The sequence below is a fragment of the Ruegeria sp. BB6 genome, assembly GCF_056539385.1.
The window spans coordinates 433,489-454,584 of record NZ_JBQFUW010000002.1 but is presented as its reverse complement, the minus strand read 5'-3'; the positions used below and the strand labels follow the sequence as shown (position 1 = coordinate 454,584).

Annotated in this window: 14 protein-coding genes; 7 read left to right on the top strand and 7 right to left on the bottom strand. The window is 53.9% G+C overall.

Annotated elements, in window-relative coordinates:
* The first annotated feature begins 43 nt into the window (after positions 1–43).
* The 3 genes from ACR0B7_RS06630 to ACR0B7_RS06620 all read left to right on the top strand — a co-directional run bounded on the left by ACR0B7_RS06630 (position 44) and on the right by ACR0B7_RS06620 (position 6,411).
* Positions 44–952, top strand: a complete 909-nt coding sequence (locus tag ACR0B7_RS06630; RefSeq protein ID WP_170483026.1) for a LysR substrate-binding domain-containing protein — start codon at positions 44–46, stop codon at positions 950–952.
* A gap of 309 nt (positions 953–1,261) precedes the next feature.
* The gene (locus ACR0B7_RS06625) at positions 1,262–2,716 is read left to right on the top strand and encodes a metal-dependent hydrolase family protein (RefSeq protein ID WP_480681138.1); all 1,455 of its coding nucleotides are present in this window, start codon (positions 1,262–1,264) and stop codon (positions 2,714–2,716) included.
* A 374-nt stretch (positions 2,717–3,090) separates the two neighbouring features.
* The gene (locus tag ACR0B7_RS06620) at positions 3,091–6,411 is read left to right on the top strand and encodes an AAA family ATPase (protein WP_170483023.1); all 3,321 of its coding nucleotides are present in this window, start codon (positions 3,091–3,093) and stop codon (positions 6,409–6,411) included.
* A gap of 394 nt (positions 6,412–6,805) precedes the next feature.
* On the opposite strand, the gene ACR0B7_RS06615 is transcribed toward ACR0B7_RS06620, so the two are convergent.
* From ACR0B7_RS06615 to ACR0B7_RS06605, 3 genes are all read right to left on the bottom strand, one after another.
* Positions 6,806–8,791: a DEAD/DEAH box helicase gene (locus tag ACR0B7_RS06615; protein ID WP_480681136.1), complete on the bottom strand. Its 1,986-nt coding sequence runs from the start codon at positions 8,789–8,791 to the stop codon at positions 6,806–6,808.
* 299 nt (positions 8,792–9,090) lie between these two features.
* Positions 9,091–9,234, bottom strand: coding sequence for a hypothetical protein (locus tag ACR0B7_RS06610; RefSeq protein WP_170576548.1), 144 nt, complete (start codon positions 9,232–9,234; stop codon positions 9,091–9,093).
* Between the two features lie 419 nt (positions 9,235–9,653).
* Positions 9,654–10,436 carry a lysophospholipid acyltransferase family protein gene (locus ACR0B7_RS06605; RefSeq protein ID WP_170483017.1) on the bottom strand — a complete coding sequence of 261 codons (783 nt, stop codon included), beginning with the start codon at positions 10,434–10,436 and terminating at the stop codon, positions 9,654–9,656.
* Between the two features lie 386 nt (positions 10,437–10,822).
* On the opposite strand from ACR0B7_RS06605, the gene ACR0B7_RS06600 reads away from it, so the two are divergent.
* Positions 10,823–11,908: a DUF2652 domain-containing protein gene (locus ACR0B7_RS06600; RefSeq protein ID WP_170483015.1), complete on the top strand. Its 1,086-nt coding sequence runs from the start codon at positions 10,823–10,825 to the stop codon at positions 11,906–11,908.
* Between the two features lie 258 nt (positions 11,909–12,166).
* On the opposite strand, the gene ACR0B7_RS06595 is transcribed toward ACR0B7_RS06600, so the two are convergent.
* Complete coding sequence (locus tag ACR0B7_RS06595) at positions 12,167–14,023, bottom strand: SLC13 family permease (RefSeq protein WP_170411958.1); 1,857 nt, start codon at positions 14,021–14,023, stop codon at positions 12,167–12,169.
* Positions 14,024–14,464: 441 nt separating this feature from the next.
* Between ACR0B7_RS06595 and ACR0B7_RS06590 the strand changes: the two genes are divergently transcribed.
* Positions 14,465–15,367, top strand: coding sequence for a YegS/Rv2252/BmrU family lipid kinase (locus ACR0B7_RS06590; RefSeq protein WP_170483014.1), 903 nt, complete (start codon positions 14,465–14,467; stop codon positions 15,365–15,367).
* A gap of 72 nt (positions 15,368–15,439) precedes the next feature.
* Here the strand turns inward: ACR0B7_RS06590 and ACR0B7_RS06585 are convergent, their stop codons facing one another.
* Positions 15,440–16,516: an AI-2E family transporter gene (locus ACR0B7_RS06585; RefSeq protein ID WP_170383403.1), complete on the bottom strand. Its 1,077-nt coding sequence runs from the start codon at positions 16,514–16,516 to the stop codon at positions 15,440–15,442.
* 336 nt (positions 16,517–16,852) lie between these two features.
* Here ACR0B7_RS06585 and ACR0B7_RS06580 point away from each other — a divergent pair, with 336 nt between their 5' ends.
* On the top strand, positions 16,853–17,575 hold the full coding sequence (locus ACR0B7_RS06580) for a DUF6629 family protein (protein ID WP_170483012.1): 723 nt from the start codon (positions 16,853–16,855) through the stop codon (positions 17,573–17,575).
* 142 nt (positions 17,576–17,717) lie between these two features.
* Here the strand turns inward: ACR0B7_RS06580 and ACR0B7_RS06575 are convergent, their stop codons facing one another.
* Positions 17,718–18,737, bottom strand: a complete 1,020-nt coding sequence (locus ACR0B7_RS06575; RefSeq protein ID WP_480681133.1) for an AbrB family transcriptional regulator — start codon at positions 18,735–18,737, stop codon at positions 17,718–17,720.
* Between the two features lie 122 nt (positions 18,738–18,859).
* Here ACR0B7_RS06575 and ACR0B7_RS06570 point away from each other — a divergent pair, with 122 nt between their 5' ends.
* Positions 18,860–19,540 carry a GntR family transcriptional regulator gene (locus ACR0B7_RS06570; RefSeq protein WP_170383409.1) on the top strand — a complete coding sequence of 227 codons (681 nt, stop codon included), beginning with the start codon at positions 18,860–18,862 and terminating at the stop codon, positions 19,538–19,540.
* Between the two features lie 126 nt (positions 19,541–19,666).
* Here the strand turns inward: ACR0B7_RS06570 and ACR0B7_RS06565 are convergent, their stop codons facing one another.
* Positions 19,667–20,887, bottom strand: coding sequence for an amino acid permease (locus ACR0B7_RS06565; protein WP_170483010.1), 1,221 nt, complete (start codon positions 20,885–20,887; stop codon positions 19,667–19,669).
* Positions 20,888–21,096: the final 209 nt, after the last annotated feature.

Sequence of the window (21,096 nt, the reverse complement as noted above, 5' to 3'; positions counted from 1 at the left end):
TGCATTATAAACTGGCTAAGAAACAACGAACCAGGTTCAAAGCATGAGTCAAACTTTGAGAATCCGCCAATTGGAAGCGCTCATGGCAGTTTCCACAAATGGGTCGGTCACCGCTGCAGCTACGGATCTTGGGATAAGCCAGCCTGCGGTCAGCCGACTGCTTTCTGATCTGGAAAAATCGCTTGGCTTTCAACTTTTTGATCGCCGTGAAGGTCGCTTAGTGCCTTCGCAGGAGGTGCGTTATCTGCAACCCAGCGTAGAGCGCGTTTTGGAATTGATGAAACAGATCTCGGATGTCAGTCAGGACATAACCCAACGCAAGGCGGGACACATCCGCATCGCATGTTTGCCCGGGTTCGCCACCAGTCACCTTCCCAACGTCATCGCCACGTTTTTAGAAGATCGGCCGGGTGTAACCATGACGATCGAACCTGACAGACCGGAACGCATTCTCGAGTGGATGATCGGTGAGCAATATGATTTCGGAATCACAGATAACTTTAACGGGCATCCGGCCGTCGAAAGCAGAGACATCGATGTCCGTACAGTTTGCGTGTTTCCTACTGGACATGAATTGGAAAAACTCTCCGAGGTGACACCCCCTGATCTTGCAAACGCCAAGATTATTCACACACGGCGCGACAGCGATTTTTTTGGACAGCTTTCAAAAGCGTTTCAAAACGCCAACGTCAAATTGAATTCCCACATCGAAGTCAGGCAGTTCACGGCGGCTTGTGAATTGGCTGTAAAAGGTGTCGGGATTTCCGTGGTCAGCGAGTTGGACGCCGTCCAATATGCAGACAACGGATTGAGCTACCGACCGTTCAAACCGCTCTTGTCACATACGCTTTCCCTTGTGCGTCCGATTTTGAAGCAACCGTCACTAGTGACGCTTGAGTTCATCGAGCAGTTCCAAGAGAGCCTAGCCCCGTTCAAGGCGGTAAACTCCTGAGCATGGATGATTTAGCTCCTAACCCTAGGACACTCTGGTGCCCGCTTTGTCCGCACTGCGCGCATGGACAATGCAATCGGTCGTTGCCTGCTTTCACCGGAGGGCGGACGTTCGGACCTATGGCAACGAACGACTGATGAAAACCCAAAGCGGTCAGTAGAACCCACCGACTATCCACGAGATTTTGCCTTCTGAAGCGTACGTCAAGTGATTGCTCTCTCGCGCGGGCAGGTGTTTGACGCAGCAATCATTTGTTGTTTGATTTTACGGGCGAATGTTACGCTTTGTTATGACAGGAGGAAAACTACCATGATTGTTTTTAAATTGGGCTTTCTAGCAGTGTTTTCAGCCAGTGTCTCAATCATGGCATTTGAGGTCGCGGCGCAGTCAGACATTTCCAGTGCATACGCGCCCGGTGAGTTACCGGCGATGATTTTCGACGCAGAGCGGCCTGAAAAAACGCTGATTACAAACGTCAATATCTTCGATGGCGTTAACGATGGCTTGAAGGCAGGAAGCGTGCTTGTCGAAGGCAGCCTGATCAGCGAGATTTCAGAGGGAACCATCGATGCGCCGGACGCTGTTGTCATCGATGGCGGTGGCCGCACTCTCATGCCGGGTATGATAGATGGCCATGCTCATGTCATGATCAACGATGACTTTGGACCAGTAGAGCGTGACCTCGACATTACTGACATCAGCTACAACGCGGTCATCGTTTCTGAACGGTTTGTCAGAGATGGGTTCACGACCGTGAGGGACATGGGCGGTCCTGCGTTTGGCTTGGCCAGAGCAATCAATCTAGGTCGGGTGGTCGGCCCGCGCTTGTATCCATCTGGCGCTTTCATCTCGCAGACTTCTGGCCACGGTGATTTCCGTGATCGAGCTGACGCAGGGTTTTCGATCAACGATGCTGGCGACCTGTCGAATTTTGAACGTATGGGTATTGGCAATGTCGTGGACGGAGTGCCAGAGGCGCTGAAGGCCACGCGCTTGAACCTGCGTAATGGTGCGACACAGATCAAAATCATGGGCGGCGGTGGAGGCTCATCGCGCTTTGACCCAATCGACACGACGCAATTTACCGAAGATGAAATCTGCGCAATTACCGGCGCGGCGGCGGATTGGGGAACATACGTCGCGGCACATACTTTCACCGACCGCGCGGTTAACCGACTTCTGGATTGCGGCGTCAAAACCTTTGAGCACGGGTTCTTTATTTCCGAAGAGACCATGCAGCGTATCGCAGCGGAAGGCGGGTATATGGTTCCGCAAATGTGGGGTATATCGCCCGACCTTGCACGCAACCCTCTTATGCCAGCAGACAAAATCCCGTTGGTGGAAGAGCTCGGCAAACAGTACGCTGATTTTGGGCGCAACCTTCTCAAGAACGGCGTCAAAGTCGTCTTTGCCTCTGACTACGTCGGCAAGTTCGCCGATGCAGAACGAGCGCGCCGCTATGAAATCTGGTGGCGAACACAGACATTCGACAGCAATTTTGAAGTGTTGAAACAGTTGACTTCGACCGCCGGGGAAATGATCGCCATGTCAGGCCCAAGGAACCCATATCAGGCTGGCAAGCTCGGTGTGATCGAGGCCGGAGCCTACGCTGATCTTATTCTGGTGGATGGAAATCCGCTGGAGGACATCACCGTAATTGGCGGTACTGATCAGTGGTTCGACGCACCAGAGGAATGGGAACCAATCGACACGATTGACTTCGTCATGCTCAATGGAGCGGTGTATGTGAACGAACTGGATTAGAGCGCCAACCGACTGGCGTGCTATCACTTCGATTGTAAAAGGCTGCCCTGTTCGCATCGTGGTCCTTCGCGACATTCGGCCGACATCCGCACCGAGTCCAGAGCAGGCACAAAGCAATCCACTGGAAACGGAACCGCACTATATATTTACGATACGATACCATCACGTTGTACCAACCCGATGCCGAAGAACCCGTTCCATCCAGAGCGACGAAGTCCTTGACCAAATTCGATACGGTGATCTTCAATGCGAAAAAAGAGTTCAAGTGCGCTGAAATTGCGACTCAGTAAACTGCAACGACCAACTGGAGAAAGGGATGCATGCTGGTGCATCGCAGGCGATAGTTCTGCAGCCGCTGCACGCGAAAGGATCTAATGTCTGATATCTTGCGCTGGCTAGAGAAACATGGCTTGTCCAAGTATGCCGGGTCATTTGCAGAGCACGAAATCGAACTAGGTGATCTGACCGAATTAACGGACAAAGATCTCACTACAATCGGGCTTCCCCTAGGTCCGAGGCGCCGTTTCATGAAAGCTGTTCGAGCCGAAACAAAGGGAGAGACTTACCCGCACAACACTGCGTTAGGTCCCGCGATCGTCGCTGAGCGTCGGCAGCTTACCGTAATGTTCATCGATTTGGTTGGATCAACGGAAATATCCCAGCGTGTCGATCCGGAAGATTTGGCGGAAGTACTCCGACTGTTCAAAGAAACCTGCGCCGCGTCGGTTGCCGCTTTTGATGGCCACATCGCAAGTTACTATGGCGATGGGATAATGGTCTTCTTCGGGTTTCCTCATGCGCACGAAGATGACCCAGAGCGAGCCATCCGCGCAGGTCTTCGTATTATCGAGGAAATTCCAGCCATCCGCACTCATGCGAAACTGAATGTCCGAATTGGGATCGCAACTGGGTTGGTTGTTGTCGGTGACTTACGTGGTGAGAAAATGTTTGAGGACGGAACGGCGATGGGGGAGACGCCGAACCTGGCCGCACGTCTGCAAGCAATGGCTGAGCCCGGGACATTGATCGTCGCACCTAATACTCATCATTTGGCGGGTGATGCTTTTGAATACGTTCTGCGTGGCGCATTCAAGCTCAAGGGTTTTGCCAGAGAGGTTGAGGCGTGGCAGGTGACACGAGCACGGGTTACGGTCAGCCGCTTCATGGCAGTGCATGACGAGGTGCTGAACCCTTTGATCGGACGCGCTGCAGAATTTGAAACCCTCAATGAAAAGTGGAAGTTGGCAAGTGGCGGTCAAGGGCAAGTTGTGCTGGTGTCCGGCGAACCAGGAATTGGCAAGTCCAGATTAGTCGAAGAATTAAGGCAGAGCATTCCGAGGATGTCGCACACTCAAACACGATATCAGTGTTCTCCGTACCATTACGCGAGTGCGTTTTATCCGGCCATTCGTCAAATTGAGAATGCTGCGGGCCTTCGTTCAGACGACAAAAACGAAGTAAAACTCAGAAAGATATCCTCTGTTCTCAGTGATCAGTCAGACCATACTCTAAAGCTGGCCGCGTCTCTTCTATCGGTTCCATTTGAAGACCAATTGGGTGAACTGAATCTGACGCCACAGCAACTCATGGATCAGACATTAGAAATGCTGCTTAGCAATCTGACTTCTCAGGCTGTGGAAAAGCCAGTGTTGCTTTTGTTTGAAGACGCGCATTGGATTGATCCGACAACCAAATTGTTGCTTGACCGAATTGTGGACCGGATTCGTGACCTTCCAGTGTTGGTCGTGATGACGTTCAGACCTGAATTCGACGCTGGTTGGGCACTGCAATCCAACCTTTGTAAAGTGGTCTTGAAGCAACTGGACTTTCACCAGATCAAAAACATTGTGGACGAAGTTGCAAAAGGTCATTCGATTTCTGACGAAATGTACAACGTCGTCGCGGCAAGATCCGATGGCGTCCCGCTATACGTCGAAGAAGTGACAAAAGATCTACTGGAATCAGGGGTTTTGACAAAAGGAAGGGACGCATACTCGAAGGGTGGGGCGTCTCCGGCCAGTTCGGTTCCAAGCACGTTGCATGATGCACTTATGGCGCGGCTTGACCGACTGAGTTCCGTCAAGGAGGTCGCCCAGATTGGGGCGGTTATCGGACCTCAGTTTTCTTTTCCGTTGATCGCCAAAGTGGCTCGTATCAGCGACAAGCCGTTACGCGCAGGATTGGAACTTTTGGTCGACGCAGGCATCGTCACAGTTTCTGAAGAAGAAAATCTTGAAACTTTCAGCTATCGCCACGCCCTAATTCGCGACACAGCTTACAACAGCCTCTTGAAGAGCGAGCGCAGGGTCTTGCACGCTCGTGTTGCGCAAGCCTTAAGTGGTAAATCAACCCATATTGGCGATGCCAGTCCGGAAATACTTGCACACCACTACACGATGGCGGGTATGAGCAAGGAGGCAATCGACTATCGCTATCTTGCCGGCCAACGCGCAGTCCAACGTTCTGCCAATATCGAGGCGAACACACAGCTGTCCTTGGCGATCGAGCAGTTGAGCCAACTGTCTCATGGTGTTGAGCGGGATCGGAAAGAAATTGAGGTTCAGGTTCTCAGGGCAGGTGTTCTACGATCGACTGCAGGAATAGCCGCCGATGAAACAGGGACCGTTTACGCAAGAATACGCGACTTGTGTGAACGGGTGGATGAAACAGAACATCTGTTCCCTGTTTTGAATGGCTTGTACTCCTTTCACTTGGTGCGGGCTGAGTATGATTTGGCAAGAAGCGTTGCAGCGCAGTTGCTGAATTTGGCAGATACAACGGGTGAGACACACCATCAGATGGTAGGGCATCGAGCCATGGGTGCAGTGCTGTTTCATATTGGAGAACTAAACCCTGCATACGAGCATTTGAGTAAAGCGCTAGAGCTTTACAGTCCGAAGCGCGACGGGCACCTGGCCTACATATACGGTTCGGACCACGCAGCGATCACGTCCTGCTTTCTAAGTATGGCTGTATGGATGCGCGGTGAGCCAGACAAAGCACTTGAAGTCCAGAAACGAGCGGTTGCTGCGGCGCAAAAGTTGGAGCATGCGCATAGCATAGCGCAGTCGCTAACCTATCTGTGTATGCTCTATCTTCTGCGCCGCGAACCTGGACAAGTTGTTGAAGTCGCAAATCAGTTGGAGGAGCTGTCCTCAAAACACTCGTTCACCTTCATGTCGCTGACAGCAAAGCTCTGGCGAAGCTGGGTGGATGCCTACCTTTCCCCTGAGCCGGAAAACATCCACGCATTACGAGAGGCATCGGAAGCGTGGTGGGCCAGCGGAGCTGGGAATTATAAGCCTTTCTTTTTGACGCTGATTGCGGAACTCACGTTGAAAACGGGTGACCGGGAAGTCGCCTTACAGTGCTTGGCCGAGGCACGAAGATATCAAAGCCTCACAAACGAAGGGTGGGCGCAAGCTGAGACCGACCGGGTTTATGCTCTTGCAATTTCTGAAAGTCGGTTCGCCGAAGTAGAGTTTTGTGAGGCTTTGAACACGGCAAAACGACAGCAAGCAAAGATGTACGAACTTCGGATTGTTGTAGACTACATTAAGAGCTGCCAAAAATTTAGACAGACCCCCGCTCCCAACTTTGGCTTAAGTGCTGTCTTAGAAACTATCATAGGAGGAGAGCTAACAGCCGATGTGAGCAACGCCCAAAATCTGCTTGATCAGACAACTTTAGACTAACTCTCAAAAATTCAGAGCGGCGCAGTTGGGTAGACTGGAACCCATACTCGGAACTTAACTTGGTGTTCGTCTGTTTGAGCGTTCGATAGAAACTGTATCCAGGAGTATCCGCCCGGGTTTCTTCATAGGTCGCTCTCTAGCGAACAGTACTCAATTCCGCTCAATTTCTGCGCTGCTCTGGTCATTCGTGCCCAGAGCAGCGAATGACAGGTTTGTCCGCATAGCAGTCGTTCACGCAGAGTATGGCGAACGGGGGCGCATTGGATTCAAATTTTAGCCTTTAATAGCTGCGAAAAGAAGTGGACGTGTCGCATGGGCATACTATTGTGGTTTGCCCGTGCGAAATGACGCAATCGGTATTTTTCCATCAGCCTACCGATAGTTATCTGAACGCTCAGCTTCTCTTTGAAGGCTTGCGGAACGGTCTTGCTTCTCCGCCCTTGCCGTTTCTGTTTTTTGAACGCGCGGTGTCTTTTTTCTTGGTCTTGTGAGGCGTCTTTCGTTCTCTCAGAGATTTGGAAGCGTCCGAGGCGTTCTTGTCTCGTTTTTGCCGCTTCTTATCCTTCGTGGCGGGTTGCGGATTTGCCGTTCCGCGCTCGCTGGTCCGCTGCGCGTGCGTAGCATTGGCCTGCTTTGGTTTGTCCTTGCTCGCGGGCTTATGCGATGTGCTTGCGGCGGACTTCCCACTGCCCTTTGGGTGTTTGGGCGCGACTTGGGCATCTTGCTCTGAAGGTTTGGAACTGCGCGTAGCTTTTGACGGTTTGCCTGAACGCGGCTTTTTGTTCTTGGCGGCGTCGTCCGATGAATGTGGTGCCGCAGGCGGCCCCTTAGGCGAGGCATCGAAATCTGGTGTGCCCGCCAGCTCGGTCAGGGTCGCGCCTTGTTCTATGGTGAGTCCGGCCCCCAATTCTTGTTTCATTGCGGGCACTGCATCATTGGCAATCTCGACAAATGTCTCTTGGTATTGAACGCGGATTGCGCCGATGGCGTCTTTGGATAGACCCGCATTGCGGCACAGCATTGGCAACAACCAACGCGGCTCTGCCCGCTGTTTTCGCCCCAAGGACAGTGAGAACCAAGTGCTTGGCCCAAACGCCGCACGCGTATCAGATTTGCTTTTTTTAGTCTCTGACACCGCTCCCAGAATCTCTGGTGCTGAGTGGCGCTCTCGGTAGAGGCGCAAATAGGCTGCGGCGACCTGTTCTGGTGTCCTTCCGCTTAGCAGCCGTTCTGCAAAAGCCGTTTCCTCGATGCTTGGCACCTCATCCAAGGCAGGATTGGAAATGATGCGCTCCTCTTCCCGAGCGAGCACCTCATCCGCTGAGGGAGGGACGCCCCATTCGGCCTCTAACTTGGCCGTTTTCAGCAATCGTTGCGCCTTTGAGCGCTGCCGTCCCGGTACGATCAAGATAGACATCCCCTTGCGCCCGGCGCGGCCCGTGCGTCCAGAGCGATGCAGCAAAGTTTCGGCATTCGACGGGAGATCTGCATGGATCACCAACTCCAACCCCGGAAGATCAATACCACGGGCGGCCACGTCCGTCGCCACGCAGACCTGTGCACGCCTGTCACGTAAAGCCTGCATTGCGTTGGAGCGCTCTGCCTGGCTGAGTTCCCCCGACAGAGAGACAACGGAAAACCCCCGGTTGGAGAATTTTGCGGTCAGACGCGCAACCATGGATCGGGTATTCGCGAACACAATCGTCGTCTGTGCATCGTGATAGCACAGCAAATTGATGATCGCTTTTTCGATATCTGACGGGGCAACATTCAATGCGCTATAGGTAATGTCCGAATGCTGAGCTTCTGTGCTTCCGACCTTGATCCGCTGCGCGTCTTCTTTCTGGTAAGTCTGGGCGAGCTTGGCGATGCCTCGCGGAACAGTGGCCGAGAACATCAAGGTGCGGCGGCTTTCAGGCGTTTGGTCAAGGATGTATTGAAGGTCTTCGGCGAACCCCATGTCCAACATCTCGTCGGCTTCGTCGAGAACGGCGGTCCGCAAATCGCTAAGGTCGATGACGCCACGTGAGATATGATCGCGCAGCCGTCCGGGTGTGCCGATCACGACATGCGCGCCGCGCTCGATCGTCCGGCGCTCGGTTCGGGCATCCGTGCCACCGACGGCTGATGCAGTGACGATCCCGGCCTCAGCAAACAGCCAGTCGAACTCTCGCCGGACTTGCAAGGCCAGTTCGCGCGTGGGTGCAATGACCATAGCCAACGGCACCGCCGGTCGGTCGAACCGACCGTGCTTGTCGAGAAGCTCTTTCGCCATTGCCAGCCCGAAGCCTACGGTTTTGCCAGACCCGGTTTGCGCAGAAACAAGCAAATCCTTTCCCGCCAGCGCTTCATCTGACACAGCCTTTTGTACAGGCGTCAAGTCGCTGTAGCCTTTTTGGGAAAGTGCTATGGATAAGGTTTGCGGAAGGTCAGAGAAATCTTGCATGGGTCACCAAATGCCGGGAAAGACCTGGCGATAATGGTATTTGGTGCGGATGTATAGCCTGTAAACTGCGTTTGAAAGAGAATGTGTCGATCACAGGAAATGAACTTTTTCACCCGCTCAACCAATAGCTGTTGTGAGAGCTTTGATTAAACCAAATTCGAAACCGTACTTGTGCCGTTAGCACGCCTTTGAACAAAGGTTTCACGGGTAGTGTTTCCTTTCGAGGTGGGGCGTTAGCCTTGCACGTGCTCGGCAATAAGTTCCGCGACGGACGGACCTGGTCCGACAAGTTCCAACACGTTGCGGTCGGGGTCGCGAATGAAAATGGTTTTGGTGCCACGGAAGTCGCGGCGCCCGGTGATGGCGATGCCGGTCAAGCGCCGCCGCACGCGTGCTTGGGCACACGCCTAGTCATGTCAGCAGAGAACTTGCTTGCCAAAAGGAGCTTTCGAGAGGCTTTTTAGTTCCGACCCTGGAAGAGTACAGCTCGCCACCCGCCAGAGTGAATGTCATCTATGCAAGCCGCTCAAATTTGCCGGCGAAGACCCGTGCAATGATTGATTTCTTGGCAGAAAAGAGTAGCAAGTATTCCCGTGACGACGCATGAAATTCGCTGCCCTAACGAACGCCTTGGCTTTGGTGCTTTTTTGAAAGCGGACTTTCAGCGGAATTTGCCGAATGGCAACTTTGTCCGCACAGCGGTCATTGATGCCTAACGCACCGCTAGACTGCTTTGACCCCAGAGCGGACCTTCGTCTTGCTGTTGGAAACGCGGGACCAACGAAGGACCACATACCTACTTACACAACCCGGCGTCGAAGGCGGCCATCATGGCGCTTCGCAAGCGATCCACGTCTTCGTCCACCGAAGCGGAATGATCGCATTTGAATGACGGCAATACCTCGACCCGGATCGTTCCGCTTTTGGGTAAGTGTTTGTCGCGCGGCATAAGTGCGTCGGATGCGTGAATTACAATGGGCCGTATTGTACGGCCGGTGGCGCGCGCGACTATTACAGCTCCTGCCTTGAACGTGCCGAGGCTTTCGGAGCTTGTGCGCGTACCCTCTGGGAAAAGCACAACAGAGCGGCGTGCGGGCATGGCGCGGACGGCAGCGGTGAGTGTTTCGAGCGCCACTGAACCGCTTCTCCGGTCAATCTCCACCAGCCCTGCGCCTTTGAACCCGTGGCGCAGGAGAACCGCGTCGCAAAGTTCCTTTTTGGCGGCGAAGGTGATCCACTTGGCGTCGGGCACCACGTCCATCAGAGCGAAACCATCCAGATGGCTGCGGTGGTTGATCACGATGATGCTGTTGGTGTCGACGGCCAGCGCGGCCCTGTCGGCTTGTGTCATCTCTGTTCGGATGCTCAGTAGCCACAGAAGCCGCGAACAGGCACGTTTGACTAGCGGCCAGTACCAGCCGCGAAAACCTCGCCGTTTACTGCAAAGCAGGGGCACAAAGGCGATGTACAGGAAATAGACAGGCCCCAGCAGGAACAAGGCGACGCGTTTTATGACCCGCAGGGGGGCCGGGTCTGTGGCCGCAAGCGCGACCGTTTCCTTTGGAGGCTGGAGTGACATAGGTTCCCGTTGATTGTGCTGACTGCCGGGAGAGGTTCACGAGGTTTCTCCGTTAGGCATTTGTTGCCTGCCCCTTGGGCGCAAGGTCCGACAAGCACCCTGCACCTTGCCTCTATGAGGCAATGGCCGGGGCACATCAACAGAAAGTCTGACATTGGCGATTGGTAACAATAGCTGGTTTTAGCCCAAAGCGGTCACTCTTTGCGGGTCAGTGGGGCGCGGCAGATACGCGCCGATGTCACTTACTAAGCTGCGTCCGATAATAAACAGCAGGATTTGCGGCCTCAGGCGTGTCTATCTGATTTGTCGGACAGAGGCAGACTCGCTTGTTCGGTGTTGTGGCGGTAGCTACAGTGAAAGGACGGAACGCAAATGGGAATGTTCGGATGTCTTTACAGACAGGTTACCTGCTAATTGCCGATATTACTGGTTATACAGGATACCTAACCCGGTCAGAGTTGGAGCACGCCAACCCAATCATCCGCTCTTTGCTTGAGGCGATTGTTGGTGAACTGAAAGACCCAATGAAGTTGCAGGGTCTAGAAGGTGACGCCGTTCTCGCTTATTCAAGTGGACCGTTCCCTTCAGGTGAAACCTTTCTCAACACATGTGAAAACCTTTACCGGGCCTTCGCCGAACGCCGTCGGAACATTGTGCAAAACACGACCTGCCCATGCAATGCTTGTCGCAACGTAGCCGATCTTGATCTGAAGATCCTTGCGCATCACGGAAAATTTGAAGAGCTGACGATCGGACCGATGAAAGATATCTCTGGTGCTGACGTCATACTTGTGCATCGCATGGCGAAGACCAAAGTGAAGGAGGATACCGGTATCCGTAGCTATGCTCTGTTCTCGGAAGATGCATTTCAGGCAATGGGTATCAACTCTGAACTAATGCAGTACAGCGCTCAGTTTGAGCACTTTGGTGACGTACCCATGCGGGTCTATGACCTTGCTGCTGCTTGGCAACGATACCGTGAGATCGTCGGACCCGTCCGCGTTACTGACGAGGATGCCGTGTTCACAACTCGGCACTTACTGAAGGCCCCGCCGGTTGTGGCCTGGGAAATGCTTACAGATCCCCGGCTCAAGATGCGCTGGATGATGTTGAAGGATGCTTATCGGGAAGGGGATGCCTCGCGAACGGCTGCTGGTGTTCGTCTGCACTGCATTCATGAAGCAGCTCATTTCCAGATGCTGATCGTTGACTGGAAACCGTTCGAATATGTGACTGATATCCTTCACAATTCGTCCATTGAGGGCCTAACAAACCTAGAGACTTATGAGTTGGTCCCTGTAGACGAAGGCACAGAGGTCGTGTTTCGGATGGGGCAGCTGACTGACGCTGAAGGCAAACATCATTCTGCAGAGGAATCTGCGGTAATCGATCTGTTCGAGAATTTTTACCCGGTGGCATTCGGTATTTTGGACGATATGGCGTTGGAGTTTCATCAAAAGAAACATGAGTAACGAAAATGACTCTTGGGCGATAATTAGTGCGCCTCCCCTTTGTGAGGCATCCGTTCGCTTTGAAATCCCCTCGCGTTGAGGCATCAGCCGTTCGGCAAATCGGGATCGGGTTGCTGTAAGAACTTTCAAAAACCGGCCATGAGTGAGCGAGGTTTTTTCGTAGCAAACATTACCGAAAGACTACTCGGAGCCAAAAATTCAGCCTGGTCAGTTTTCGATTTAGTCCCGAGAGATTGATGTCTGTTTCGCACTGGCTGTTCAGAAAATCACATTGAGCATTAGCAAGGAAACCAACAAAAACAGAACGGTCATGATGCCGCCGGAGCGCACGAAGTCCAATACTTTGTAACCCGCCGGCCCCATAATCAGTGCGTTTACCTGATGGGTCGGAATGATGAAGCTGTTCGAGGTCGAGATTGCAACTGTTAGCGCAAAGGCGGCCGGGTTTCCGCCGGCGGCTACGGCAATTGAAACGGCAAGGGGTACGAGTAGGACGGTGGCCCCGACATTTGACATAACCAGAGAAAACGCGGTGGCCAGTATTGCGACGCCGGCTTGAAGCGCCCAAATTGGCCAACCATTCAAAATGATCATGATTTGCTGAGCAATCCAAGCCGCAGTACCGGTATTTTGCACCGCTTGTCCCAGCGGTATGAGGCATGCCAGCAGAAAAACCGTGTTCCATCCGACTGCCCTGTACGCCTCATCGACACTGAGTACACGCGTGAGCATCATTCCAGCGGCACCTGTCAGAAGGCAAAGGGATAAGCGAACGTCGGTGAACAGTATTAGCGACAGCGAAATTGCGAAAAAGGCCAAAGCCCAACCGACCTTCTGAGGCCGCAGCTCATCTTGCGGAAAATCTGTTGTCACGACCACAAAATCTGGATCCCTTTTGATCCGCATTAGGTTGTCCCACCTTGTGTGCGCAACAAGCATGTCGCCAGCGTGAAATTCTTCGAGCCCGATCTGAGTGGACTCGTGCGTATCAGTCTCGACGTGGCTGAGCGTTTCTTCTCCTCGATGAATTGCAAGCAATGACATGCCATATGTCTTTCGGAACAAAAGCTCGCGGGGGCATTTCCCGATCAGCTTGCTGTCAGGCGTCACAACGACTTCGGCTATTCCAGCATTGGTTGGTGCAAACTCTTCTACGAAGATATCCAGCTCAGGAAGAACAGTCAGACCGAATTTCTCTGCAAACTGTTCGACGACCGAGCGGTTTCCTATGATCGCAAGCCTGCACGGAGCGGCGATCTCGGCGGTCAGAACCTGAACCATAGAAGTCTTACCGCGATAAAATGTGGATATTATGTAGAGATGATTTTCATGGTTGATGTCAGCCAATATTTGCCCGACCAACGGGCTTTTTTCTGGCACGATCACTTCAAAAACATCCGCCTGCAACCCGTAAACCCGTTGCAGGTATTCCTGCGTACCTTGCCCTGTGCCGGTGTTGTCAGACCCTGTATCGCCGGGCAGGACCCAGCGTCCAAACAGTAGAAAGTACCCGATCCCGGTCAGGATCAAGGCCGCACCGATTGGCGCTACGGAGAACAGGCCAAAGGGTTGGATTTTCTGACCTTCAGGCAGCCCCTCGTTGGCAGTCTGAACCAGGTCGTTCAGCAAAATCAGCGGAGACGAACCGACCATGGTCATCGTGCCGCCAAGAATGGCACAAAACCCCATGGGCATCAGCAGGCGCGACAGCGGAATTCCGGACCTCGAGGAAATGCGGCTGACGACCGGCAGAAACAACGCGGCAGCCCCGACATTCTGCATGAATGACGATATTACCCCAACCGTTCCAGAAACAATCGGCAGTACCCGACTTTCGGCTGAGCCACCATATTTTAGAATGACCGCGGCAACCTTGTTCATGATACCAGTTTTGTCCAAGCCGGCACCGACGATCATGACCGCGATGATAGAAATCACGGCGTTCGACGCAAACCCATCAAACAGATGCGTAACATCCGCCAGGTTCTCAAGCCCCGGTGCGTAGCTGAGTAGCCCGACGAGGACTAGAACCAGTATGGCGGAGAGGTCAATTCTGACAATTTCTGATACGAACAAGAAGACGGTGAAGGCCAGCAAAACGCAAACCACTCCCATCTCAAACGTAAAGTTAATTTGTTCCAAGGAACCCACCGAGACTTGGATATTTTGTATAAAGGCAATACCTAAACTATCGCGCCCGCACTGTCATGATATTTCAATTTTCAGCGGGGCTGTGAAAAAAAATTCTAAGACGTCACAACAGAATGTCGCTACATAGTGATTGGCGGGAAACACGTTCCTCCGTCGCCTGTGTTGCACGCCACTTGATGTTCACCACTTAAACGAGACTTTGTCGTATCAATCGGGTGTGTTTTCGCTGATCAAAACGACCTGCTTGTCCCAACCTTTGACGCCTCTATTCCATGAGCGAGGCGTTGACGTCAGCCACGAAGCCATCCGGTTCTGGTGGCATCGGATGGGCCCGAGAGATCGCCTGCCTCAGCGCAGGTATGGCAAAGCAGTTGCCCAAAAGCGTTGGGTCACTATGCTGATGAAATGGCTAAACGTACGTTGCTTGTGCTCAATAGGAAGTCCGCTGCAAGGCCAGACTTGCGATCAGCGGTGCGTCCGCTTGAAAAGGAACTGGGTATCAAGGTCGTCATACCTTGGTCGGGTAAGGACTTGCGGCGATCTGTTCGGGAAGCCGTCGGCGATGGCGTGACTCGCATAATTGCCGGAGGAGGTGACGGCACATTGAACGCTGTCGCGGATGCTGTTTTGCGACTGAAAAAAAGCGCAGGTGTTTCATTGGGACTGGTTCCGCTGGGAACCGCGAATGACTTTGCGCGATCTTTCGGTGATGACGGAACGGATTTGGCCACGTCTGTCCGCGTTGCTGCGACGGGAACCCCCAAGCCGATAGACATTGGATTTATCAACGGAAAACCTTTTGTAAACGTTGCCAGTGGTGGATTTGGCGCAATGATTACCGCGACGACGCCCAAAGAGATGAAGAAAAGGCTGGGCGGGCTGGCCTATACTTTGTTCGGACTTGCCCGGTTGTCCGATGCGAAATCGGTGCCGGCGCACATCACGATTGATGGCGGAGACCCCTATGAAGTTTCAATTTCCGCGATCGCTATTGCCAACAGCCGGTATGCAGGGGGTGGGTTCGACGTCGCGCCAGAGGCCGAAGTGTCTGACGGTTTGCTTGATCTGAGTGTTCTGTCTGCCGAGCGGCTGATGCCGGAAAAAGTACCGTTTGGCAGGTTGCCCGACATATCTGACCCAATCGAAGGCATTGTTCAGCGATCCCGTTTGAGGGCCATGGTGCTGGAGACCACACAGCCATTCCATATGAATCTGGACGGCGAACCTATGGTCGATCAACGATTTGAAGTTTCGATCAAGCCGCAAGCGCTGGGATTTGTTTTCCCAGAAGAATCCGAGAACTCGTGATCTCTGCAGTATTACCCCAGTAGCTTTGGCGCGTGACGCCGAAAGGGTTTCGGCCCTGTCAGCGGCTGCGGTTCAATCGTTAATTTTCCCGTCACCGGACATCAGTATCGCGATTGGCTGTGTCGAGGGGATGTTCGACAGAACAATCATTATGCATACGGTGATCGGTACGCTCATCAATGCTCCGGCGATACCCCAAACCGCCGTCCAAAACGTCAGTGCCAAAATCACCATAAGCGGAGACAAATTCAGGCTCTTGCCCAGAAGGGTGGGTTCCAGAATGTTCCCGATCGAGAACTGAACAGCACCGCACCCGATCAAAACAACCAGGAAAGGCAGTACCTCCTCAAACTGGACCAGTGCGACCAAGGACGGAAGTGCTACGCCGATGATGGACCCAACTGTTGGGATGAAATTCAGCAAAAACGCGAGAACCGCCCAGGTTTCCGAGAAATCCAACCCGACGGATGCCATAACGGCGAAACTGCCCAACCCGGTCATTGCGCTAACCAGCGTTTTTATTCCCACGTAACGCTGAATACTGCTGGAGGTCTTTTCCAGAACCCTCCGTACTTTTTCCGCCCCTTCGGCGTCTTGGATCGCCAGCTTGATCTTGGTCCGCATGGGGACGCGCTCGACCAGCATGAAGGGGACGTAGAGAAGCACGAGGAAAAAGGCGCTTAGGAACGCTCCGGCGGATCCGATAACACCGCGCGCGAAGCCCGCTAGATTTATCTGCTCCAACGCTTTCATCGCGGTCTCATAATTGTCTTGCCCAACCAGCGAAACAACTTGAGCCAGCAGACTGGACAGGCGTTGTTCATAGCGGGGGAAGGCTTCGGAGACTTGCCCGGCCTGGCTTGAAAGAATCGACAGAATGACTGACAGCCCGATAAGAATGACGGAAATTGCGGAAAGATGCGCCAACCATTTCGGCACGGCTTTGCCAAATATCCGTATTTTGTGAATTCGATCGGACGTTGCCGTCAGCAGCACAAACAAGAGCGCGGCAAAGGAAAGTGGAACCAATACCGAAGCCGCAAGCACCAACGATGCGACGGACAAGAACAGAAGCGCAACCAGATGATACCAGAATGTGAGGCCCATCAGGTAGGAAGCGGGTTTGTCGCTCTGCGTTGACTGTTTCATGAAAGGGTTCCGTCCGTAAACTTACAGGAATTGCCGACAAAGAATTAACTATTGGGCATTAGGTCGTCTCAGCCTGATTTTGGCAAGTGTCACGAAGAAGTTGGTACTGGAGACCGAGGCGCTGACCTCAGCCGCACAGCGCATGGGTTTTCCATCGCCTGACATGACTGGGGCTGTACCTCCGGTGATCGACATCAATGAAACCGATACCGCAACACGGGCGCGTCATTTCTGTCGCCATCAATTTGATTGGAATCTAAACTGGTCCAAGTGCCTTTGCCTTGCGCTATCTTGTGAAGTTTCCGAATGGGGCGAAGGGCTTGTGGTTCGGGTGGAATGATCGCGGCAAAAAGAGGAGGGGTATTCGTAATGTGCTTTTCATCCGAAGCCAGCTTCGTCGCGGGCGCGGCCCTTGTTGCCTGTAGCGGTTTGACCATTCGGCTGGCTGTGCGGAAAGGGGTGCGTTATCTTCCCTTGGCCTGCCTTCCGCTTTTTTTCGGCCTGCAACAAATATCCGAGGGCTTCTTGTGGGTGTCTATCAACACTCCTGATGCAAGCCCATCTGTCGCCGCCGCGTTGATATTTCTATTTTTCGCGTATTGGTTTTGGCCGTTTTGGGTGCCTCTTTCGGCTGCGCTTATCGAGCCGAGCTTGCGGCGCAGACGTTTTTTTCAAGTCATTTGCGGGCTAGGCTTCGGTCTAGGAATGTTTCTGTACTTGCCCGTGCTTTGGGCGCCAGACACACTGGATATCGAACTTTCCAAGCACTCAATTCAGTACAACAACGTTCATATGTTCCCCACCGAGACGACCAAGATCATAGCGCGCCTGCTTTATGCGCTTGTGATCTGTATTCCGCTTGTTGGATCAAGTGACAAAGGGGTGCGGGGATTTGGCTACCTGATCGTTGCTTCCGTCGTCTTAGGGTTCCTCTTTGCATCGTATGCCTTCACATCCATCTGGTGTTTTTTCGCCGCCATTCTGTCCGTCTATATTCTCTATGTTCTGCGCTACGGCAAACCCGAGGCGGATCAATGGGCAGGCACAGCGAAGGGCTGAAATTCGTTTGGGTTGGTGGGTATGCTGCTTTGCACTGGCTGTCTGAAAGACCGGTTATTTTCTAATCCGGCCGAGTGGCCGGGCACGGGTTCGCCCTGCAAGCCTTGGGCATTTCCGATCAGCCGCGCATTGGTGGATGCAATCAATTCTTGGGTCTGGACCAGCGCAGAACAATATTGGCTGCAATCGGTGCGCCGATGATGACCAGAACGATCCGCGTCAGATGGTGGGTGATGACAAAGCCCAGATCAGCGCCGGACACGATTGCCAGAACGGTCATTTCGGCTTGGCCTCCGGGTGCAAAGGCAAGGAACGCTTCGACGGGTTGACCCAGCCCAAGTGTGGTGACAACGGCCGTGAACCCCGCAGCAAGAATGGCGAGTACAACGACGTAAGCCACGCCTGCCGCGACAACCCGGCGAAGCTCGCGCAAGGTCACGCCGACGAATTTCACACCGATCCCGCACCCGATGAAGAACTGAGCAAGCAACACCGCTTCGCGTGGTGGGCGCGTGTGGATGAAATCCCCTAATGACAAAGCAGCCGTTAGGATCATCGGCCCAAGTATGGATGCGCCGAACAGCCCTATTTTTTCGCCACCCTTCCAGCCGACGAATGCGGCCAGAACCATGAGCAGCAATTCACGAACCGGCAACTCACTCGCGGGTTGCCCGATTGGGTTGGTCAGCTCTGCGTCATAGAAAACCGTCAGGAACAATGGGGCCAGGGTGACGATAATCAGAACGCGCGTTCCGTGGATCAGCGACAAGGTGCGCGGGTCGGCTCCGGCTTCGGTCCCGAATATGATCATGTCCTGCAATCCGCCGGGCATTGCTGCGTAGAACGCGGTCTTTGTGTCAAAACCCCATACCTTGCGAAAGAACGGCACTCCGACCAAGGCGATCAGAAGGATGAAGACCGGGATCAACATGATGGAAGCGGTCATCTTTGGAAGCTCGGTGAACAGGCTGGGCGTGATCGACGCGCCAACCGCGACGCCAAGGATGGTTCTGGCCGCGACAGAGATTTCCCCGAACCCTTCCATCGGGGCATGAGCCAGAGCAGCGATGAGGCAGGCGCTCATGGGGCCGAACAAAAACGGCAGTGGCAGATCCAGAGCCCAGAACAGGACTGTGCCGATTACGGCCAGGCCAAATGTCATAGACCTTTTCATCAACAGCGTGGGTGGGGACTTTGGGATCGGCAATTTGCGGGTTCCGTCACGTTTGACTGGCATTGTATCCAGATGTATACATGTGGACGCAATACATAAGAGCGAGTGCTATGTCCACCCTAGACGACCCTATTCAACCCGGCCCTCAGGGGAACTCTGCCTATCATCGACTGCTGGAGGACATTCGCGAAGGCTCTTTGCTGCCCGGCGACCGCCTGCGCGAGATCGAGCTGTCAGAGAGGTTTGGCGTCAGCCGGACACCGGTGCGCGAAGCGATCCGGCAGCTTGAGGCAGATGGTCTTGTTGCCCATATCCCCAGACAGGGCGCGACGGTCCGCAGCCTCGACTACGCCGAGGTGATGGAGCTGTATGAAATGCGCGCCGTGCTAGAGGGGACTGCCGCGCGCCTCGCGGCGCGGGCGGCATCGGATGTCGAGCTGGACGAGCTGGAGGTTCTGAACGACCGGTTGGCCGAAGCAGGCACCGGGCCGGAAGCCGCGCGGATCAACCGAATTTTTCACGCTACGCTTTTGGATGCGGCCAAGAACCGGTTTTTGGCAAAGTCGATGCTGTCGCTACAAAAGGCATTGCTGATCCTGGGGCCATCACAACTGCTGGACAGTGACCGGGCCGAAACCGCCGTGGTTGAGCATCGGCGGATTATGGCAGCCCTGACATCGCGTGACGGGGCTGCGGCGGAAACAGAAATGCGTGCGCATATTCACGCGGCTCAGCGCATGCGAATTCGTGCGCTTCAAGAGCGTGACCGCACGACGGATCAAGGCCGATAGGAAATCTGGACTCTGACGGCATTACAGGTGGGGTCGTGGGGGTGCCCTTCACCGTTTTTGCTGGGTCCGCGACTCTCTTGAGCCGACAAGCCGACAAGCCGAGGGCCGGGCGCGTGTCGCGCAACATCACAGGAACCCAGCGCCAAGAAGCAACGTGCTGCTGACCACTCCAAGGATCGGTACAAAAGGAGGGACACGAAAATGCGCTTCTGCTGTGTCGGGTTTCGTCTTGATAAGGATCAGCGACATGTTGACCAAGACAAAGACACCCAAGACGATCTGAGAGGTGCGTTCTGCAAGAATGCCGATGGGCAGAGTTTGTGTCAGCAGAAGAATTGTTGCCACGACCAACAAGGTCGCCACGACTGGCGTTTGTGTCGCACGAGGGACTGTTGCCAGAACGTTCGGAAGATGGCCTCGGTCAGCAAGCCCGTAGATCACGCGCGACGCCATGATCATCTGGATCAGCACTCCGTTGACCGTCGCAACGATTGCAACCGAAGAAAACCCCTGTTTGATGAGTTTTGGCGCTTCTGTAAAAACCAGTGCAAGAGGCGCGGCCGAACTTGAAAGAAGGTCAATCGGGACTACCAGCAAAACCGTCATCGACGTCGCCAAGTACAGTACTGTGGCCAGAACCAGAGTGAGCAGGATTGCCCTTGGTATTGTGCGGACCGGATCTTTGACCTCTTCTGCGACGTTTGCCATGTCTTCAAAGCCGACAAACGCAAAAAACGCCAACAACGAGGCGGCGAAAATGCCCCTCCACGTGTTCATTTGGAAAGGCGGCACCATTTCGCTTAGCGCATAACCTTGCGGATCATCAATCGAAAGACCCCAGCCAACGACGAACAGCAGCCCGGAAATCTCGATTACAGTAATGACGGCGGCAACGAAGACAGACTGTGTAATGCCCCAGAGGGCGATAAGCCCCATGGCAAGAACGACAATGATCGTCAGAAACGCGGTTCCCAAGCCGGTCAGGGCGTTCAGATACGAGGCGGCGCCGATAGCGACAGCCGAGGCTGAAATCACTCCAGATGCAGCGACCGAAAGTCCAACCAGAACGGCCATCCAGTTTCGCTGAAACCCGGCCTCTACATAGGCGGCTTCGCCCGCGCTGACGGGATAGCGCGTCGCAAGTTCCGCATAAGACAAGGCCGTCAAGGACACCACGAGCGCGGCCACAAGAAACGAATACGCCGCATATGGTCCCGCTATGTCGGCCGCTGTACCGACAAGCACGTAAATTCCCGCGCCGACGGTGACGCCCAGACCGTATAGTGTGAGCAGCGGAGTCGTCAGCGCCCGACGCAGTTTTGGAGGCGTTTGGTCAGTCGTTGCCATGCGGATCGCTCATCAACAGTCCTCTGTTTCCAATTCAGATAAATTGCGGTGTTCCAATTGTTCAAAACGCTTATACGCAAGAGGGGCTCGCCACCTTTCATGCCGAACCCCCAAGGTGGAACCTCCACAAGTTTTGAATTCCGTTCACCATCATGCGTATTGGGGACAGGTCGGCGAACGTAGACCGTTATTAAACATTCGTATTTCAC

Bases quoted from the DNA above. Each gene is read 5' to 3' on its own strand.
- ACR0B7_RS06575 (WP_480681133.1), bottom strand. From the start codon at position 18,737: ATGACATTTGGCCTGGCCGTAATCGGCACAGTCCTGTTCTGGGCTCTG.
- ACR0B7_RS06600 (WP_170483015.1), top strand. From the start codon at position 10,823: ATGTCTTTACAGACAGGTTACCTGCTAATTGCCGATATTACTGGTTAT.
- ACR0B7_RS06630 (WP_170483026.1), top strand. From the start codon at position 44: ATGAGTCAAACTTTGAGAATCCGCCAATTGGAAGCGCTCATGGCAGTT.
- ACR0B7_RS06590 (WP_170483014.1), top strand. From the start codon at position 14,465: ATGGCTAAACGTACGTTGCTTGTGCTCAATAGGAAGTCCGCTGCAAGG.
- ACR0B7_RS06625 (WP_480681138.1), top strand. From the start codon at position 1,262: ATGATTGTTTTTAAATTGGGCTTTCTAGCAGTGTTTTCAGCCAGTGTC.
- ACR0B7_RS06620 (WP_170483023.1), top strand. From the start codon at position 3,091: ATGTCTGATATCTTGCGCTGGCTAGAGAAACATGGCTTGTCCAAGTAT.
- ACR0B7_RS06570 (WP_170383409.1), top strand. From the start codon at position 18,860: ATGTCCACCCTAGACGACCCTATTCAACCCGGCCCTCAGGGGAACTCT.
- ACR0B7_RS06585 (WP_170383403.1), bottom strand. From the start codon at position 16,516: ATGAAACAGTCAACGCAGAGCGACAAACCCGCTTCCTACCTGATGGGC.
- ACR0B7_RS06580 (WP_170483012.1), top strand. From the start codon at position 16,853: ATGATCGCGGCAAAAAGAGGAGGGGTATTCGTAATGTGCTTTTCATCC.
- ACR0B7_RS06605 (WP_170483017.1), bottom strand. From the start codon at position 10,436: ATGTCACTCCAGCCTCCAAAGGAAACGGTCGCGCTTGCGGCCACAGAC.
- ACR0B7_RS06565 (WP_170483010.1), bottom strand. From the start codon at position 20,887: ATGGCAACGACTGACCAAACGCCTCCAAAACTGCGTCGGGCGCTGACG.
- ACR0B7_RS06595 (WP_170411958.1), bottom strand. From the start codon at position 14,023: ATGGGAGTGGTTTGCGTTTTGCTGGCCTTCACCGTCTTCTTGTTCGTA.